At 37.2% G+C, this 17,662-nt stretch carries 23 protein-coding genes; 19 read left to right on the top strand and 4 right to left on the bottom strand.

The window, feature by feature from the left end:
- Positions 1-244: 244 nt before the first annotated feature.
- Positions 245-1,714, bottom strand: coding sequence for a flippase (locus METBO_RS06495; RefSeq protein WP_013644890.1), 1,470 nt, complete (start codon positions 1,712-1,714; stop codon positions 245-247).
- 388 nt (positions 1,715-2,102) lie between these two features.
- Here METBO_RS06495 and METBO_RS06490 point away from each other — a divergent pair, with 388 nt between their 5' ends.
- Both METBO_RS06490 and METBO_RS12725 read left to right on the top strand, forming a co-directional pair.
- Positions 2,103-2,336: a PRC-barrel domain-containing protein gene (locus METBO_RS06490; protein WP_013644889.1), complete on the top strand. Its 234-nt coding sequence runs from the start codon at positions 2,103-2,105 to the stop codon at positions 2,334-2,336.
- Positions 2,337-2,417: 81 nt separating this feature from the next.
- Entirely contained in the window at positions 2,418-3,260 is an 843-nt protein-coding gene (locus METBO_RS12725; protein WP_013644888.1) for an Hsp20/alpha crystallin family protein, read from the top strand.
- Between the two features lie 334 nt (positions 3,261-3,594).
- Here METBO_RS12725 and METBO_RS06480 read toward each other — a convergent pair whose 3' ends face one another.
- From METBO_RS06480 to METBO_RS06470, 3 genes are all read right to left on the bottom strand, one after another.
- Positions 3,595-4,824 carry a GDP-mannose 4,6-dehydratase gene (locus METBO_RS06480; RefSeq protein WP_013644887.1) on the bottom strand — a complete coding sequence of 410 codons (1,230 nt, stop codon included), beginning with the start codon at positions 4,822-4,824 and terminating at the stop codon, positions 3,595-3,597.
- A 79-nt stretch (positions 4,825-4,903) separates the two neighbouring features.
- On the bottom strand, positions 4,904-5,842 hold the full coding sequence (locus METBO_RS06475; RefSeq protein ID WP_013644886.1) for an SDR family oxidoreductase: 939 nt from the start codon (positions 5,840-5,842) through the stop codon (positions 4,904-4,906).
- Positions 5,843-5,874: 32 nt separating this feature from the next.
- Complete coding sequence (locus METBO_RS06470) at positions 5,875-6,300, bottom strand: DUF1616 domain-containing protein (RefSeq protein WP_013644885.1); 426 nt, start codon at positions 6,298-6,300, stop codon at positions 5,875-5,877.
- A 274-nt stretch (positions 6,301-6,574) separates the two neighbouring features.
- Here METBO_RS06470 and METBO_RS06465 point away from each other — a divergent pair, with 274 nt between their 5' ends.
- The 17 genes from METBO_RS06465 to METBO_RS06385 all read left to right on the top strand — a co-directional run bounded on the left by METBO_RS06465 (position 6,575) and on the right by METBO_RS06385 (position 17,660).
- Positions 6,575-8,953, top strand: coding sequence for a DUF2206 domain-containing protein (locus METBO_RS06465; protein ID WP_144017530.1), 2,379 nt, complete (start codon positions 6,575-6,577; stop codon positions 8,951-8,953).
- Between the two features lie 271 nt (positions 8,954-9,224).
- Positions 9,225-9,521, top strand: a complete 297-nt coding sequence (locus METBO_RS06460; protein ID WP_013644883.1) for an energy-converting hydrogenase A subunit A EhaA — start codon at positions 9,225-9,227, stop codon at positions 9,519-9,521.
- Positions 9,521-10,024: a hypothetical protein gene (locus METBO_RS06455; protein ID WP_013644882.1), complete on the top strand. Its 504-nt coding sequence runs from the start codon at positions 9,521-9,523 to the stop codon at positions 10,022-10,024. The genes METBO_RS06460 and METBO_RS06455 overlap by 1 nt, the downstream gene beginning before the upstream one ends.
- 56 nt (positions 10,025-10,080) lie before the next feature.
- Complete coding sequence (locus METBO_RS06450) at positions 10,081-10,332, top strand: DUF2109 domain-containing protein (RefSeq protein WP_013644881.1); 252 nt, start codon at positions 10,081-10,083, stop codon at positions 10,330-10,332.
- Between the two features lie 44 nt (positions 10,333-10,376).
- Positions 10,377-10,667: a DUF2108 domain-containing protein gene (locus METBO_RS06445; protein WP_013644880.1), complete on the top strand. Its 291-nt coding sequence runs from the start codon at positions 10,377-10,379 to the stop codon at positions 10,665-10,667.
- Complete coding sequence (locus tag METBO_RS06440; protein ID WP_013644879.1) at positions 10,660-10,920, top strand: EhaE family protein; 261 nt, start codon at positions 10,660-10,662, stop codon at positions 10,918-10,920. The genes METBO_RS06445 and METBO_RS06440 overlap by 8 nt, the downstream gene beginning before the upstream one ends.
- Entirely contained in the window at positions 10,917-11,399 is a 483-nt protein-coding gene (locus METBO_RS06435; RefSeq protein ID WP_013644878.1) for an EhaF family protein, read from the top strand. Before METBO_RS06440 ends, METBO_RS06435 begins: the two co-directional genes overlap by 4 nt.
- The gene (locus tag METBO_RS06430) at positions 11,396-12,067 is read left to right on the top strand and encodes an EhaG family protein (RefSeq protein WP_013644877.1); all 672 of its coding nucleotides are present in this window, start codon (positions 11,396-11,398) and stop codon (positions 12,065-12,067) included. The genes METBO_RS06435 and METBO_RS06430 overlap by 4 nt, the downstream gene beginning before the upstream one ends.
- A gap of 6 nt (positions 12,068-12,073) precedes the next feature.
- Complete coding sequence (locus METBO_RS06425; protein ID WP_013644876.1) at positions 12,074-12,754, top strand: proton-conducting transporter transmembrane domain-containing protein; 681 nt, start codon at positions 12,074-12,076, stop codon at positions 12,752-12,754.
- A 12-nt stretch (positions 12,755-12,766) separates the two neighbouring features.
- On the top strand, positions 12,767-12,982 hold the full coding sequence (locus METBO_RS06420) for a hypothetical protein (protein ID WP_013644875.1): 216 nt from the start codon (positions 12,767-12,769) through the stop codon (positions 12,980-12,982).
- 95 nt (positions 12,983-13,077) lie between these two features.
- Positions 13,078-13,938, top strand: a complete 861-nt coding sequence (locus METBO_RS06415) for a respiratory chain complex I subunit 1 family protein (protein ID WP_013644874.1) — start codon at positions 13,078-13,080, stop codon at positions 13,936-13,938.
- Between the two features lie 64 nt (positions 13,939-14,002).
- A complete protein-coding gene (locus tag METBO_RS06410) occupies positions 14,003-14,263 on the top strand; it encodes a hypothetical protein (protein WP_013644873.1) in 261 nt (86 codons plus the stop codon).
- A gap of 26 nt (positions 14,264-14,289) precedes the next feature.
- On the top strand, positions 14,290-14,613 hold the full coding sequence (locus METBO_RS06405) for an energy-converting hydrogenase subunit EhaL family protein (protein ID WP_013644872.1): 324 nt from the start codon (positions 14,290-14,292) through the stop codon (positions 14,611-14,613).
- The gene (locus METBO_RS06400) at positions 14,610-15,020 is read left to right on the top strand and encodes a DUF1959 domain-containing protein (protein WP_013644871.1); all 411 of its coding nucleotides are present in this window, start codon (positions 14,610-14,612) and stop codon (positions 15,018-15,020) included. The genes METBO_RS06405 and METBO_RS06400 overlap by 4 nt, the downstream gene beginning before the upstream one ends.
- A 14-nt stretch (positions 15,021-15,034) precedes the next feature.
- On the top strand, positions 15,035-15,484 hold the full coding sequence (locus METBO_RS06395; protein WP_013644870.1) for an NADH-quinone oxidoreductase subunit B family protein: 450 nt from the start codon (positions 15,035-15,037) through the stop codon (positions 15,482-15,484).
- The gene (locus METBO_RS06390) at positions 15,481-16,626 is read left to right on the top strand and encodes a hydrogenase large subunit (RefSeq protein WP_013644869.1); all 1,146 of its coding nucleotides are present in this window, start codon (positions 15,481-15,483) and stop codon (positions 16,624-16,626) included. Before METBO_RS06395 ends, METBO_RS06390 begins: the two co-directional genes overlap by 4 nt.
- Positions 16,627-16,631: 5 nt before the next feature.
- A complete protein-coding gene (locus METBO_RS06385; RefSeq protein ID WP_013644868.1) occupies positions 16,632-17,660 on the top strand; it encodes a 4Fe-4S binding protein in 1,029 nt (342 codons plus the stop codon).
- Positions 17,661-17,662 lie beyond the last annotated feature (2 nt).

Here is a 17,662-nt window from a genome sequence, read left to right as displayed (position 1 = left end):
TTCATGTGTCCCTTACATTAAACTCCTTAGATCACGTCCATTTAACATAACAGTATATGTTTGACCTAGTTTAAGTTATTTTGCCAAAATCAGAATCTGGGTATGAATCAGTTTGGATGGCATGATCTTCATGTTAATATTAAAATAAACCAGCAGGATATTGAAAATGAAATTAATGTTGAAGAAATAGTTCAAAAAAATAAAGTTTGATTAAATGTCTATTTTAATGGATTTGTATCCCAAATTATTTGAAGAATCTGTCCAGGAATTTGAACCTGTCTATTGGAATTATCTGTGCCAATATATCATGATCTTCTCTGTCAAAAGTCTGGATGAGGAGTATGACTGCAAAGTAGATTATGATGGATATAATGATTTCTAAAAACAGGTTGATGTTTACTGTGAGGATGAAGCAAGCCATGACTGCACTTGCTACCGCTGGTTTGAATATCACATTTTTGAGATTAACACTGCAGAATGATTTTGAAAGTACAAAGAAGCACAGTATAATTACTATTATCTCTGTAAGCACAGTTACTATGGATGCTCCGATATAACTGTAGTGGGGAATGGCCCATAAATTCAAAACAATGTTAAAAATCATGGATATGAATGTTATCTTTAATAGTGTTGTTTGTCTGTTCATTGCAGGCAGTATACTGCCAAATATGTAGTTCAAGAAGGTTATTGGAACGGTCCATATCAGTATTTGGAGGACAATTACAGATTGTAAAAAGCTGCTCTTATATATTAAGAGTATTATTGGTTCTGCTAGTAGGGTTACACCTACTGCAATTGGTAAGGATAATATTGTCAGATATTTAAATGATTTCTGGTAGGTGAATTTCAGTGAGTCATTTGATGATATGAAGAATTGAGAAAATATTGGGAATACAGATATTGTGAAGGCTGCAGGTAAAAAAAGGAATGCTTCAAAGAGTCTGTACGGGGCACTGTAAATACCAACATCAACACTGGACTTAAGGAGTGATAGAAGTACTGTATCTACTCTAAATGCTATCAGTGTAAATATTGAAACTATTGATAGTGGTAGTGCTGCAATCAAAGTGATTTTAATGAAGTTTAAATCGAAATCCCATTTAGGTAACGAATATTTCCAGAAGTACACAGACAAAATAAATATTAAGCATGCCACATTTGCAATTACATAAAGCAATGCAAAGAATAGAATGTCCTTGTTGAAATAAATGACTACTATAGTACCTATTAACATTAAAACACTGTTTAATATTAGTGATATGGATTGGTACTCCATTTTTTGAAGTGCCTGAAAAATTGCTGTAAAGGTTCCAGAAAGACCGTTGAATATGATCGAAGCAACTATTATGTAAATAACCAGAACTGTCTGGGGAGGATACTGGTGGTGTACCAAGTTTACAATATTAACGAATAGAACCACTAAAACAAATGTTAACAATGCCAGACCCAACCGTAAAATTGTTGTGTTGGTGAAGTATTTAGTTTGAAGAGATTTATCCCTTGAAACTTCCCTGGTTATTATAGTACTCAATCCAAGATCTGTAAAAACTGCAAATATATATGCTAAACTAAGTGCTGTTGAAAGTACCCCAAATCCTGCTGTACCAAGGTATCTGGCAGAGTACATGGTAATAAAAAATCCAAGTATGTAACTTATCATTTGTGAAACAAACAGTAGTGTTGTATTTTTTGCTAATCTCTGTACCGAACTCATAAATTAATCAGCTTCCAAAAAAATTAATTGAATAAAATAAGTAGTTTTTAATGGCTTATTACTGTTTCCCCATTATCCATTATCCAAAGCCATGTCTCGTCATAAGTTTAGAATATTTGGGATTCAAAGTTTCATATAAACAGATAATTTTTACGATAATTCATGATGGTTTGTAGGATAAATCCATATATATTACGATGAATCATGATGGTTTCATTTTAAATTCCTGAGTTGATTCATTAATTTCCTATGTTGAACCATGTTTAATTAATATATGTTTTATTTTTTGTATTAATTCGTAACTTACTTTAGGATCGAATTACATAAGATGTATTTGACTGCAACTAGTTGTATTTGCTTGATTTATGATCTATGGAGGAAGACTTGTATGAAAATTGATGATGATTTACTTGGGAAAGAAGTGATCGATGCTTCTGGAGATAAGGTAGGAACTGTTAAAGAAGTAGATTGGGATTTTCAAACCAAAAAAGTGGAATTCATTGAACTTGAAGAGGCTGGAATCTCTTCGAAAATAGGTTTGGGTGACAAGAGGGTGGTACCAATTAACGATGTCAAGGAAATTGGTGACAAGGTACTGATCAAAACCCGACTATTTAAATAAATAACCTAACTGCCGTTAAAAATTTAATCCTCTATTTTTTTTTGTTGAACATTTTATTAAAAAACTATTAGGAGAGATACTATGCCGGTTGTAGAATCCAATGAAGAGATGAAGAGGAATATGAGAAGGATAAAGAAGGAGGAAGCAGGTTCTAAAAAAATGGAAACTGATTCTTCCAGTAAGGAAGCTGATACAAAACAACAAATAAATGTTAAAGTGGATGAAGTGAAGGACAGTGCATCAGACAAAAAGGATAGTATCCAGGGAAAAATGGATGAATCCAAAAAAGTTCTGGGTAAAAAAGTTGATAAAACCAAGGAAGATGTTTCTGACAAGAAGGATGAAATAAATGTCAAGTTGGAGAATGTGAAGGACAAGGCATCTCAGAAAAAAGATGAACTTAACCAGGGTTTGGAAGATACTGTGGATGAGGTTGAAAACCAGAAGCAAAAACTGGAAAAGGAAAGTGAAAAGCAGGGTATGTCTCCAGCTGAGAAAATATTAAATGATATTGTAACCAGATTCCGACAGGGTTCTGATCAGATAAATGATGCCATTGTGGATCGTTCTGAAGAATCGAAAACATCTAAAAAAGATCTCATAAAAAAACCCTTAATAGATGTTTTGGAAACCAACGACACCATATATTTAGTGGCAGATATTTCCGGTATTAAGAAGGACGAGATCGAGTTGGGTATTTCAAAAAACAGTGTTGAGATCACCGCAGTGTTCAAGGATGGCCCAGAGATTGAAGGTGCTAAATTTGCTCAAAAAGAGAGAAATTATGGTGAAACACATCGAAAGGTTATGCTTTCAACAGATGTGAAAATTAATGAGGCTAAAGCAAAATTTAAGGACTGTACCTTGACAATAACCCTACCTAAAAAGGTGGAGGATCTAACTAAAATTGAAATTGAAGGTTAAAAACAGTTCCATAGAATCAATCCAACCTTCCATCTGGAACATTCCACCAGTGTATTGAATAATATTCTATTTTTTTTTATTTTTTTTATAGATATTGTGTGTGTTGAATCGGGACGAATCCTTCTTTTTGCAGAGTTTTGTTAGAGAACGAACAGTTGTAGAGTTTTAACAGATAAAAATTTTAGTTTTAAGATTTAAAACAGAAAAATGATGTTTAGTGTGTTAAAGCCTAAAAAAATAGAAGTAGTATTTATGGAAGAGGTTGAATTTGTTTCACCAGTTTCCAAAAACTCGATTTAAATTGATTTTTTTTTGATTTTTTGTTATTGTTTATTTATTGTCTGTTGTCCTTCTTGAGGTAGAAGTTTAACTGATCTTTGACTATGTCCTTCAGACTGTGTTGGATGGTGGCTCCTATCTTCTGGATCTTCTCTGTGTTTGAGAAGAGTATTGGTACCTCTGCTGGTCTGAATCTGTCTGGATTGAATTGGATTTTAACTTGTCCTTTGTCCGTTTCTAGGTTTATTCCCTGGTCCGAGAGTGTGTACTCAAGTTCGCCTTCAAGCAGCATGCGGTCCACCACTGTTTTTTCGAAGTTAACTCCATATACACTGGAGTTATCAGATTCTGTTGGATTGGATATCTTCTTCTCGCCCTTGAAAGTTTCTGCAGATTCTATGTTCCAACCTGCTTCTTCGAGTCCAAGTAGTATGTATGATAATACTGAGTTGGTTCGCATTGAGCCTTGGTTGTACACTTCGCCGGATTTGCCCTTGGTTGCAAGGGTCATGTATCCCTGTACTATGTCCTTAACATGTGACCAGTCTCTGAAGGCGTTCAGGTTGCCTATGGTGATGTTTTCTATCTCTCCAAATTTGAGTTTCATGATCTGGTTGGTTACAACTGAGGTTACGAACATGAGTCCTCTTCCTGCTCCTTCATGGTTAAATGCTCGTGATACTGTTGTGTCCAATCCATAGGAGTGGTAGTAGTTCTGCATTAAGTGGTCTCCGTAGACCTTTGAAACTGCATAGGGTGACATGGGTCTGAGTGGGTTGGTTTCTTTTATTGGTAGTTCTGGTATGGTTTCTGGTTTTGGGAATATGGTTCCGTACTCCTTGGTTGCTGATTCGTACTGGTTTTCTGATGAGATAACGAGCCCGTATTCTTCACTTGACCCTGCAAATACGATTTTTGCATCTGTATCCTTTACTCTGGAAGCTTCTAAAAGGTTGCTGGTTCCGATGCAGTTTATTATCTGGGTTTCTGCTGAATTTTCAAATGATCTTGGAACGAAGGATTGGGCTGCCAGGTGGAATATGTAGTCTGGTTCGCTTTCGTCCAGGGCATTGGCAAGGGAGGTTATGTTGGTTAGGTCACCTTCCAGTGCCGTTACATCGTTTTGTATGCCGTGGTCTATGAGGTTTTTGGGTTTTGTTCCATCAGCTCGTCTTCTTACAAGTCCAAAGACGTTGGCTCCCTGATTTAATAGTTCCTCTGCTAGGTATGATCCGGCAAAACCTCCTACGCCGGTTATAAATATGTTTTTGTCATTCCAGTTCATTGTGTTGATCCTCCAGAATAATGTTCATCCTGTAATTTATCTTCCCTTTGGTTTGGTTTTGTTTGTTCATTTATTTATTTTATTTGTTGAACATGTTGTAGGCTATGCTGTCTATTGTTTTTATTAGATCTTGTTGGTATTCAGCTTCTGGATTAAATCCTATGGCTTTGGCCTTGGATACATCTGCAACTGAATGTTTTATTTCTCCTGAACGTGCTGGTTCGTAGACTGGTTCCATATCCTTTTTCACACATTCCTTTACCAGTTCAAACAGTTGGTTTATGGATGTGCTTTTTCCGAGTCCTATGTTGAACACTCCTGTTTCCCCTGATTTAGCTGCGAGTTCGTTGGCTTCAACTACACGTTCGACTGATACGAAGTCCCTGGTTTGTTCTCCATCTCCGTAGATGGTTGGACGTTCATTTTTTAGGAGTTTGTTTATGAATATAGGTATCACTGCTGCATACTGTGAGTTTGGGTCCTGTTTTGGTCCGAATACGTTGAAGTACCTGAGGCATGTGGTTGGTAGGTCGTATATTTCGGAATACACATTGCAGTACAGTTCTGCTGTGGCCTTACTTACGGCATAGGGCGATAGTGGGTTGATTGGTACCTCTTCTGATATTGGCAGTACCTCTGTTTCTCCGTAAACTGCTGATGAGGAGCTGAACACTAATTTTTTCACATCTGTTTTTCTTGCGGCTTCCAGCACTTTGAGTGTGCCTGTTATGTTTACTTCGTTGGATTTCACGGGGTCTTCTACACTTTGTGGTACGCTGGTTACTGCTGCCAGATGGAACACGTAGTCTGTTCCTTCAAATATTTCTTCGAGGTTCAGGTCGTTTATACTTCCAAAGTTGGTGTCTATTCTGGATATGTCTAGCTCTTTGATATTTTCTATGGTACCTGTTGACTGGTTGTCTACTATGACCACCTCGTTGTTGTCAACGAATTTTTCCACAAGATGGGATCCTATGAATCCTAGGCCGCCTGTTACGACTATTTTCTTATTCTTCATTTGCATATCCTCTGTAGTCTTGTTTACTCTGTTTATTTCACATTTATGTACATGGTCAGTGATCTGTAGACATCGGTGTTGTCTGGTAATTTGTACAGCATGAATTCCATTTTCTGATTTTGTCCTGTGGTTGTTGCTTTGAAGTTGAGGGGTATTTCTTTGGTTTCATTTTTGGTAAGGGTGAAAGTGTTGTTGTAGAGTTTCGTACCGTTTAGTTGGACCACTAAATAATAGCTGGTTGTGTTTTGTTCTCTGTTGACAATTCCCATTGTTAGGTTGCCTGTTTCTCCCAGTGTAAGGTTTGTTGGATAGTTTCCTGCTTTACCATTTTCTCCTAGGATGTAAAATTCCGTGAATTTTTCTCCAGATTGGGGATTTACTGTTATATATATTACAGTAACTATGGATGCTGCCAGTAAAATTAGAAGGATTAGTGATGCTACTTTATCAAACTTCATTGATACACCTATTGAAATTTAATCTTTTTTTGATAATTTTTTAACAAATCAATTAAAGACAGTGTCTCTATAAAATAATATTGTCTTTGTAATTTATTATGTCCACTCTTCATATTATTCCTTTACCACTGTTATAAATATTCTGATGGAAAATAGATGATAATGATGATTTAATTCGTTGGCTTGGATTTGAAGTTAAATTTGGGGGTATCAAATTTTATTGGAACCCTTATTTAGATTGATTCGAGCTTTCCCTATATTTGTTTACGATATCATGTTGATTAACAATCCCCTAGAAATGAATGATTGGCACTTCCCTAAGTTTGTCAAAGTAGTTATTTTGATGCAAAGTTTAATGCTTCTAAGTTTGTTTCTAAGCATGAAGGGTGTTATTATACCTGTGATCACTCCTTTAATTGGTTTTGTTTATCTTAGTTTTGTTCCAGGGTACTTGATCCTCAGAATTTTAAGGCTGCACCATCTTGGAAGTGTTAAATCTCTTTTGTACGGTGTTGGCTTGAGTTTGTTTGTTCTCATGTTCACGGGTTACATCATGAACATCTGTTTGCCGGTTTTTGGTGTGAAAACTCCCCTGACCCTAACAAACCTGGGTATCTGCTTCACCCTCCTTGTGCTGGTGCTGTGTTTGCTGTCTTATTTGAGGGATGGAAAATTTGAACCTCTTAACTCTGATAACTGTGGTAGCTGTATTGATATTGGTAAACTGTACAGGCCAAGTTTTCTATTTCTTTGTTTACTGCCGTTTTTAGCTGTGTTTGGTTCGTACTTGATGAATTTGTATTCTAACAATATTTTAACCATTTGTTTGTTGGTTTTAATTGTTTTTGTCCTGTTTTTGGTGGTTTACGATTGTATTCCTGAAAAGTTCTATATATTTGCTGTTTGGGTAGTCTCAATCTCACTTCTGTACTCGAGTTCTCTTATCTCTTCCATGGTTTGGGGTTGGGATGTGCAAAACGAATTTTATCTGGCCAATCTGGTTTTAAATTATTCATTGTGGAATTTCTCACTTCCGGATGCCTACAATGCATTGTTGAGTGTTGTTATGGTGGCTCCGGTTTACTCGTTGTTCACCCACATTGATCTTGACCATGTTTTTAAGCTGGTTTATCCCTTCATCTTTTCGCTCATGCCCATGGGACTCTATAAAATCTTCAAGTCGCAGATTGATAGTTCTAAGCTCGCATTTCTAGCTGTGTTCCTCTTCGTATCCTTCAACACATTTTTTATAGAACTGGTTACTATTTCAAGGGAGATGACCGCTGAATTTTTCATGGTTCTTCTAGTGTTGCTCATTCTTGAGAGAAAATATAAACCATCTATCGTGGCGCTTTTAACTGTTTTCAGTGTTTGTTTGGTTGTTTCTCATTATTCTTTGACCTACTTTTTCCTTATCTGTATTTTGGGCGTGACTTTCCTAATGTTGGTTTACAACATTTCCAGGTTTGGTTTATCTAGAAAAACCATGGGTTTTAACAGTTCTAACAACCTCGGATTGTTATTATTTTTAACTGTTTTCACGACGATTGTGGCTTATCTATGGTACGGTAGTTATGCTCAGGGTTTTGCACTTAAATCCATCACAGATGTTCTCGGTGTTGTGTTCTTAAATGTGACCCAGATAGTAGGCCAATACATTGGTGGTTCTGGTGATGTTTTGAGTTTTGCCCTCTTTGCCATTTTCGCACTGGTGGTTGTTGGTTTGGTTGGGGTGTTGTACTTGTTTGTTAAGCTTGAGAGGCAGTTGGAATCTTATGAGGATAAGGTTACTAAATTTGCTGACTGGTTAGATTATCGTATAGTGATTGGTGTGAGTGTTGCTGTTTTACTCATTTTAACACTGACTTTGGGGCCGTTTAAAACTTGGATAGTCAGTGTTTTAAGGTATATGAATTTTGTAGTGGTTTTCTTTACCATAATGGGATTCTTCTTTTTCTTCATTGAAATGAAGATTAAGAAGTTTCAATTTAAGTACTTGGCCTTTGCTGTTATGGCATTTGTCATGCTTATTGCAGGTTTTTTACTTCCTTCTTTCAGGGCCGCCTTTAACATGACCCGGATCTACGAAATCACTTTCTTGGTGCTGGCACTGTTTTGTGTTTACGGTGGTATCAAGGTATTTGAATCGTTTACCAAGGGTTTTAATGGGCATGAACTTGGAGATTCTGTTCCCATGAAGATTTTCACTGTTTTCATGGCAGTTTTTTTAATTTTTAATGCGGGTCTTGCGAGTGTGATTTCTGATACTTCTGTGCCGATGTCGCTGAGTAATGGAAATTTAGCATCTGATTACTATCCGCTTTTCAACTCAGCTGAGGCTGGTTCGGCCCTCTGGCTTTCAGAGAATAAGGTATCTGACAGCATCTATGCAGATGTTTATGGAAGGTTCATATTTAATAGGTACATCTTCTCGTTGGATAAAATAGCGTTAGAAAATGGTGTGACCGACTTTACAAGTTACGATCCTAATAATTCATATATTTACCAGCGAAAGCTCGATATTAATAATTACTATCTAACTGGCTACACTGGTATGAATGATAGAAACAGAGTTTATCTTAACATGAGTGTTATTGTTGATCCAAAAAGTACAGTGTTTGATGATGGAGATTCAAGGGTTTATTATAGTTAACTTAATACTACAAGAACACAAACTTTACTTATTGATTCATTGAACAACCCTATGTGACATATTAATGAATATTTATTACGGAGGCAATGTTTAAACCAATCCAATATACAATTTATTGCAAATTTTTGCAATTTTTTTTAAAGAAATAACAATAATGTTAAATATTTTTCATAAATAGTTAACATAATAATACCCGACTATAGAAATTTTATTAACAATTGAACATTGTTCAAATACAAAAATATAAATACCCAAAGGTTGATGTTTTATCATGATTATTCATGCTAATGTGATCTTGATCTCAAGCTATGCAGTCGCAGTGATATCATCCATTGTCGTTGGATTACTTTTAAGAATACCACTTCTTCCTGAAAGGCCAATGCGACAATCCTGGACTATCAGCATAGTATTCCCTACAGCAGTACTTGCACTCGGTTTTAGTGCGATGGTTTTCAAACTTGGTGTGGATGGGCTGTTGGTGGCAGCCATTATAGGAATAATAACTGCATTATTCTCCAAATACATCCTAGAAAGGGTACTCCCTGAACCTGTTATGGAGGAGTCATAATGAATGAAATTCTTGCTATTGCGATAGCAGCTATACTCTCCTGGTTGAACTTTGTAATTATTGATACATGGATGGGACTTCCTGAATCACCTGGTGTTAAAGGTGCAGATGTTATTGGAAGGGCAGTTAAGAAGAGGGGAGGAGATCTTGCAGGTGGATTTTTCCAGGGAAATATAGTATGTTCTCCTGATGCCTCAGCAGGAACGCTTCTAGCATCTGCAGCATGCTTTACCATAGGCACCCCCGAAGGTGGATTAATTGCAGCTGCACTCGTGTACTTCGGTAACAGGTTGTGTGCAGATCCAGGATACGCTGGAACAACCGGAGCACTAACAATAACAATCATAATATATCTGGCATCTTTCATAGGAATAGGGCCAGAATATTTCATAGTTGGTATGGTTCTAGCTATTGTCACGATACAGGGACTTCACCATCCACTTGCATCCAAATTATTGGGTAAAATTGCGAAGAAAATGGGAAGGTACACCGAACTTACATAGGATGTAAAAAAAATGCAATCCACTAATCCTATAAAGAATTCAGAGGTTATAATATAATGCTAATCGAAATATTAGGTATCATTGTACTATTAATGGCTCTAAGAACATTAATTGCAGAAGATAGAGCAGCTAGGTTACTTTACCTTAACGTTATAGGTTTTGCACTATCTGGAATGATAGCACTCTATATACAAACACCATTCGGAGCAATAATAGCAATAACTTTCTTTATTTGCTCCACTTTAAGTGCAAATGCCATAGCATATTCCATAGGAAGAAATAAACGGGAGATAGTTCTCGACGATTGAAAATAATAATTATTATGAACATGGATTTATAATGGTGAAATAAAATGTATCCGTTTTGGGACCTCATAAATTTATCAACTGTATCAGCAGGACTTGCATTGATAGGGGCTGCTGGTATCATAATGTTAAAAAAACCTATCGATAAGGTTATAATGTTGGCTTTGCTCGAAGCTGGGTTGATTGGAATGATAGTAGCAGCGAAATACTTGGACGTTGCAATGGCAGGAGCCATATTCGATCCAATTTCCACTATCATATTGCTCATAGCCATAACCAAGATCAATGAGATTCGAGAGAAAAAAATCAAATCCCAGGGGGAAAAATTCATTGCTTGATGTTTATGTATGGTTCTACACCGGATGCATACTCGTTATTGTTGGGAGCATAGCAACCGTCATAGGTCCAGGTGTTAAAGATCCTGTTGTAAGAACAATTAACACTGAAATTCCAGCTGTTGGTATTTCAATGATATTTTTAACTTATAACCACACAATTGCCCTGGTAACATTTATTGCAGCCACTGCAATCATTACTCTAATACTTTTAAGGGCAGTAGTAAGACTTGAAGAAATGGGGGCTGAACTTTGAAGAGTATAGGAAGACTTTGGAATTCACTCGCAAATCCTGAGAAGATCCCACGATTATTTGCACTGATACTTGGTATTGTTTTAATAGCCGGTTTATTCATACCTTTAGCCCTTGATAATCAACAACTGTACCCAAGACCTGCCCCTCAAGAGCAAATTAATGCCCAGGATCCTCTTGCACCATACGACAGAGGAGGAATACCCTTCGAGGAAAGGGGAATTGTAAAGGCACAGTACCCACAGTACGCACCGGCAATAGGAGAAATTACAGCATATCTATCTCCAATAGCAATAAGTGTTAAAAACACTACCTTCTACTATGGTACATCCATATACTCCTCACCAGGAGGACTCATAGATGAAATATTATACTACACAAGGGGTTTTGACACAGTTCTAGAATCAAGCATCCTTATGATGGCCTTTGTTATAGCATCATGGATAGCTCTAAACTTCACTATGAGGAGGGATGACGATTGATACTTGTACCTGATGTTGTTTCTCCAATTGTAGTTGGATTATATGCTCCTGCAATAATAGTTGGAATATTAGTAGGACTCATTGGTCTCTTCGGAATATCGGTTGAGAAAAATGATCTGCAGGTTTTAATACTAACAGACATTGTGGGTATTGGAATGTTAATATTTGTGGCTGCGGTGGGCACAGACCTTGCAGAGTCTTTAATACTTCCAGGACTAGTTGTTGAACTCGCTGAGATAATGGCCATATCCGAAATACTCATGAGCAGAGAAATGCGTAAAAGTGGCAAAACAGTTGAACTCATACCAACACCCCTACACTTCAACCTCGAAATACTACAAACTGCTCCCATTTTCTTGGCAATTATACTTATCGTTTATGGAGCCTTCCTTTCAGGATTTACAGGAGGAGCTATAGCTGGAGCAGGTATACTCTTTTATGTAATGTCTATGAAAGTAAGGGGAGTACCATCAGGAGTGTGGGAAGGACTCGCAGGAGTATCGGGCATAGCATGGTGCCTATGGCTCGTGGGGTTCCTCGTACTTTTCGTGTTCCCACAGTACTGGTTACTTGGATTAATGCTTGCTGCCTTCGGTGTATTTATTAAGGTAGCATTTAAAGCTGGCCTGATAGGAGTTATGAACAGAGAGGAATTTAAAAAGGAGTAGATTTAAATGGATATCACAATATTAGGCTCACAAATAATAGGAATCATACCCCTTGGAGACATAGTATTTTACTTCACTCAATTCAACCTCTTCATGTTCGCAACGGCCTTGGCATTCACAGCTATTATAGCTATTAGTAAAACAGAAACCCAAATTGAAGCTGAATTTGGTAAATTAGGTGATAGAGCAGTTACTGTAGCTAAAAAAGAATTTAAAATCAGAAGATTTCTTGCCATAATATGTGGACTCGCTACTGCTGGAGCAATGATCACTGGGGATCTCTTCGATTTCACACTCTTTGTATGTTTAACAGGAATTGTTAACATCGGAATTGTAGGTGCAGTCAAACAGGTTGATGTATTAGACGCTGCCTACCAGTACGGTTTAATAGCAATGATGGCTTCATTACCACTTTTTGGAGGGGCAGCATTGATATTAGCAGCAACAGGTACTCTCAGTTTGCTTGATATCAACTCTTTAACATACACCACACCCATGATGATACTGGGCTCCATACTCCTGTTTTTAGGAGTAGCTGGAGAGACAGGTGTTGCTCCATTTTTTGCAACTAAAGCAGAAATGTTTAGAACTCCAGGTTCACCATTTCTCCTTATAATACATCTAAGTTCACTGTTAATACTTGTAAGACTCATAGAGATATTATTAATTATAAATAAACCATTTTAAAGGTGAAAATCAATGGATAATCTTAAAACAACCGGTTGGATACTTTTAATCGCATCATTTGCTAGTATTGTATATGCAATAATATTTAATCCAACTAGCTGGATTGTTTATGCAATTTCCCTGGTTTCAATACCTTTATTCATACTTTCACTAGGGCTCGTTACAATGGCCAAGGGCAGTAAGGATGAAGAAGAAGAGAAAAGAAGGGAACCTTTCATAGGATACTAAAAAGACATATTTGAAGCTTAAAATTTTAGGTAGATAACAATGGATCCCATAATAAATTTAATAATTGAAATTCGTGATGTTCGGCTGGTGATCGAATGAATTTGATGACTAATATCTTGATAAATGTTATTATAGCATTTTTAATAGGTAGTTTGCTTTTCGGACTTCAGCGTAAGATAATGGCAAGAATCCAAGGAAGACCAGGACCTCCAATCATCCAACATATATTGCACACACTCAAATTCTTCATTAAAGAATCTGCGTTTCCATACACTGCAGCAATGCCATTTTACATAGCAATAACAGCCATGTTGAGCATGATATGGGTTGCAGCAGTTATAGTAGGTCCAGTAACAGGAGGTTCACTCCTCTTAATATTCGGTATTTACGCAGTTCACAAAATCGTAGAACACAATGCAGGATCTTCATCAGGATCCCCCTACGGAAAATTAAGCTGTGTAAGAGCGGTTTATTCTGCTGCCGCAGAAATTCCGTTATTCGCGGTTTTAGTAATAATCTACTTTAAAACAGGTACAATGAACATCACAGGCTTGATAAATTACCAAGCTGTACACGGCCCTTTACTCTATGCAATACCACTTGCAGCACTCATGTTCTTCGTACTAATAATGTCTAAAGCTCCTTACTCCCCATTTGCAATAACCAAGGGTAAAGACATAGTTTCAGGGTACGAAACAGAACATTTCGGCCTTTTAAGAGGTTACTTGATGATGTCAGAGTCTATAGCCTGGTACATGTTATTATGGGTGTTCCTAACAGTATTCCTCGGACCTATAAGCATACCAGTATACTTGATTGGAATGATTGTAATGTCTTCAATTATAGCGTTTATAAACGCAACAACACCATTACTCAATCCAAATCATTCCATTATGATGCAGGTAACCTTTGCATTCATTGGTATAGTGGGTTCATTTGCCTTGCTCATGATCTAAGAATTAATCATTACAAAAAAAAGAAATCAAGAATTATTATTCACAAAAAAATAGAGGATAGAAAATGGATGAACAAGAAAAAGATGTGCTGTTCCTAATGGCATTAGCTGCTTCTGGAGCCGTTATTGCCAGTGGACTGGCAGCATTCCAACAATGGATCGTTGTTCTGCCCTTGACTGTGGCAGTTTTTATCTTAATGATCTTGGCAGGACTTCAGTACAAAAAAAGGTACATTCATCTCTCTGAAAACCTTGAAAACATCGCCATGATCTTGGTATTGATGGGATTCATAGTATCATTCATATACCTTTACAGACCTGCATAAAAAAAATTACTTAACTGGTGTATTAAATGAACGACATAAGCTACTTAATATACATACTTTCATTCATCATAGGATCAGCAATGGGACTTGTGCTGAGCTACAAAAAATATACAGCACCCTTTGTAACCAAAAATATTGACATGGTAGCACTCATACTGGCAATTGTTGGTTGGGTACTTGCAATAAATAGTCAGCTGATTTCAGCTTGGGTTTCACCAGTTATAACCATCACTGTGGGAATCTTTTTAATTGCAATTGTCATGGGAATGAGGCCAGGATATGGTAGATACGAAACAGTGATTGGATTTGCTATTTCAGCTCTGATATGGGTGGGAACGGTGCTAATATGAATTCTTACAAACCTAACACAGAAGCAGAAAATGAAGAACTTTACATAACCATGAAAAAAAGGATCTTAGCCAGTTATAAATGGCATGAAAATGTTATTGTGCCATTTTCAAAGGAACTTGAAATCTCACCTGAAGAACTGGAAGAAATTCTTATGAAACGATTGGATATGTCCAGTTTACAGGCTATTAATCCTCGTTATGAGTCTTCAAAGTTAAGATGTCTTAAAGAAAGAATTCATGCAGATCTCAGACTCTGCTGGTTATGCGATATCATGAACATCCTCACAAAAGAGGAAGCAAAGACTATTCGAGATAAAATAGCATACAACGTACTTGAAAATAATAAAAATTACAAAGAAGCTATAGAGGATGGTAGGGCAGATTTGCTCGAATATCTCCTCAAATAATAGAGGTAAACTAAATGTTAAATGGTCTTAAAGACATAATTCGGAAGAGCTCCATACATGTTTGTCTCGTAAATACAGGGGGCTGCAACGGTTGCGATATAGAAGTTGTTGCACTTTTATCCCCAAGGTACGATCTTGAACAGTATGGTATATATGTTCACAATAATCCAAGGGAAGCAGACGTGCTTCTAATAACAGGAGCCTTGGCAGAACAGTGGAAGGACAAGCTTCAGAAAATATATGCCAAGACACCGGAACCCAAAGTAGTGGTTGCAATAGGTAACTGCCCACTTACAGGGGATGTATTTAATCAAGAAGGATCAAGCGTAAATGCACCGGTATCTGACTATATACCTGTGGATGCAGAAGTCTCTGGATGTCCTCCACGTCCAACTGAAATATTAGCGGCAATTTTAGCTGTAGGGCCAGATGCAATAGCAGCTAGAGGGAGGCAAAAATTATGATACTTCCAATAGGACCAGTACACCCCGGTCTAAAGGAACCATTACGTTTAAAACTTAAAACTCGTGGAGAAAAAGTTTTAAGTGCGGAAATAGATTATGGTTACATTCATAGGGGTATTGAAAGGATAATGCAGGGTAAAACCTGGCAAAAAGGTATTTTTTTATCTGAAAGGGTTTGTGGAATCTGCTCCTACGTACACACACAAACATTTGCAGAAACCTTTGAAAAAATTGCAGGAGAATATGCTCCATTGAGGGCACAGTACCTTAGGGTATTGACCAATGAATTAGATAGGATTCAGAGTCATTTACTTGCAAATTCCACTTATTTCAAGGCTGTAGAACACGAAACATTATTCATGTACATGTTAGCACTTCGAGAGCCAGTGATGGATGCCATTGAACTGTTAACAGGAAACAGAGTAAACATGGGATGGAACGTGGTTGGTGGTGTTAAGATGGACATCAAACAAACCCATATGGACCAGATCATGCAAATAATGAACAAACTCGAAACTGATTACGGAAGGTACGTGCAGATCTACGAAGACGGACCCTTAGTTGGAGGACTCAGATCCAAGGATGTGGGAGTTATGACTAGAGAAGAAGCCATAATGGCAAGGGCAGTTGGCCCAATAGGACGTGCTTCAGGTCTTGAACATGATGTGAGAGAACAGCATCACACTTACAAAGATAACTTTGACTGGAACGTTGTGTGGAGAAAAGAAGGAGATAACTTCGCACGAACAATGAATCGATTTAATGAAGTTTGGGAATCTATAAGTTTAATTAAACAAGTTATAAACAACATTCCAGAGGGTGATGTTCGTAAAAAGATTGATATACCTGCAGGAGTGGCAGAATGGAGGAATGAAGCTCCACGTGGTGAAGTTACATATTCCATTGAAACCAACGGAAACCTCATAAAAAATATTTCTATCCGAACACCGAGTATAATGAACATCGATGCTTGTGCCAAGTACATGTTAAACGATGTTCCAACAGTTGCTGATGCGGTTGCTACCTACGCAACAAGTGATCCATGCATTGCATGTGCAGAAAGAGTTACTATACTGGATGAATCAGGACGTGTTCTTGATTTTCACGGTGTTCACAACATAAATTCCAAATTAAAAGGATGATGTAAATGTCTTCGGTTATATGGTATCTATATGAATTTGCAAGGAAGTCTTGGGCTGAAAATTTTGCAGCTGCTAAGAGTGACAAAGAAATAATGGATGCACCAGACAGGTTTAGAAACTTTCCAGAGGTACATAAAGAGTACTGCATAGCTTGTGGTGCGTGTACTGCGGCCTGTCCAGCACCCATGGCAATTAAATTGGTTAGGGATGAAGATAGTGAGCATGAAGATGGTTTTACATATCCTGTGATAAACAACAGGGGATGTATTAGATGTGGATTTTGTGCTGAAGTGTGTCCAACTGATCCCAAGACCCTTACATGTGGTGAAAATCATTTGATAAGGGAAGATTTCACAATTCTTCCAGTGGATAAAAAGTTTGTAATAGACGATTATCTCTGTATAAGATGCAAAAAATGTATGAAAACTTGTAAGGTTGGAGATGCTATTTTTGAAGAAGATAACAAGATAGTTATCGACCAATCCAAATGCATATCTTGCGGTGAATGTCTTAAAACCTGTCCTGTTAAGGGTGCTATTAAAGGAATTCATATTTCACATGTTGAAGAGCAAAAGGAAATTATAAACCTTGTGGTTGATGGTTTAGAAGCTAAAATTGAAGCAGAACAAAACAAAATCAAAAATATTGAGGGTTCTGATGTTTACAGCTTTGATATTTCCGCAGTTGAACTCATTGAAGACGCCAGAAAAATATTGGATGATGATGAGCTCATAGATGACATAATAGAAAATATAACTGACAGGCTTAAATTGAGGGTCATTACATGGGACAAAGATAAATGTACCAACTGCAGACTCTGCGTTAAGGAATGTCCTTCTGGTGCAATTAAGTACACCAGTGAGGAAGGTGTTGTTAGAAATCCTGATAAGTGTTTGAGATGCAGTATCTGTTATCAAACTTGTCCATTTGGTGCGATTGGATATTATATCTCAAGGTTCCTTTACAAGCGAGATGAAGCAGATAAGCTTATTCATGTGACAGTTAAAACATCAGATTTACCTGTGAGGAGTTGAGA

Origin of the sequence: Methanobacterium lacus (assembly GCF_000191585.1) — an archaeon.
Classification (GTDB): domain Archaea; phylum Methanobacteriota; class Methanobacteria; order Methanobacteriales; family Methanobacteriaceae; genus Methanobacterium_B; species Methanobacterium_B lacus.
Note: the sequence above shows the minus strand (reverse complement) of the source record. Positions and strands in the feature narration are given on the sequence as shown.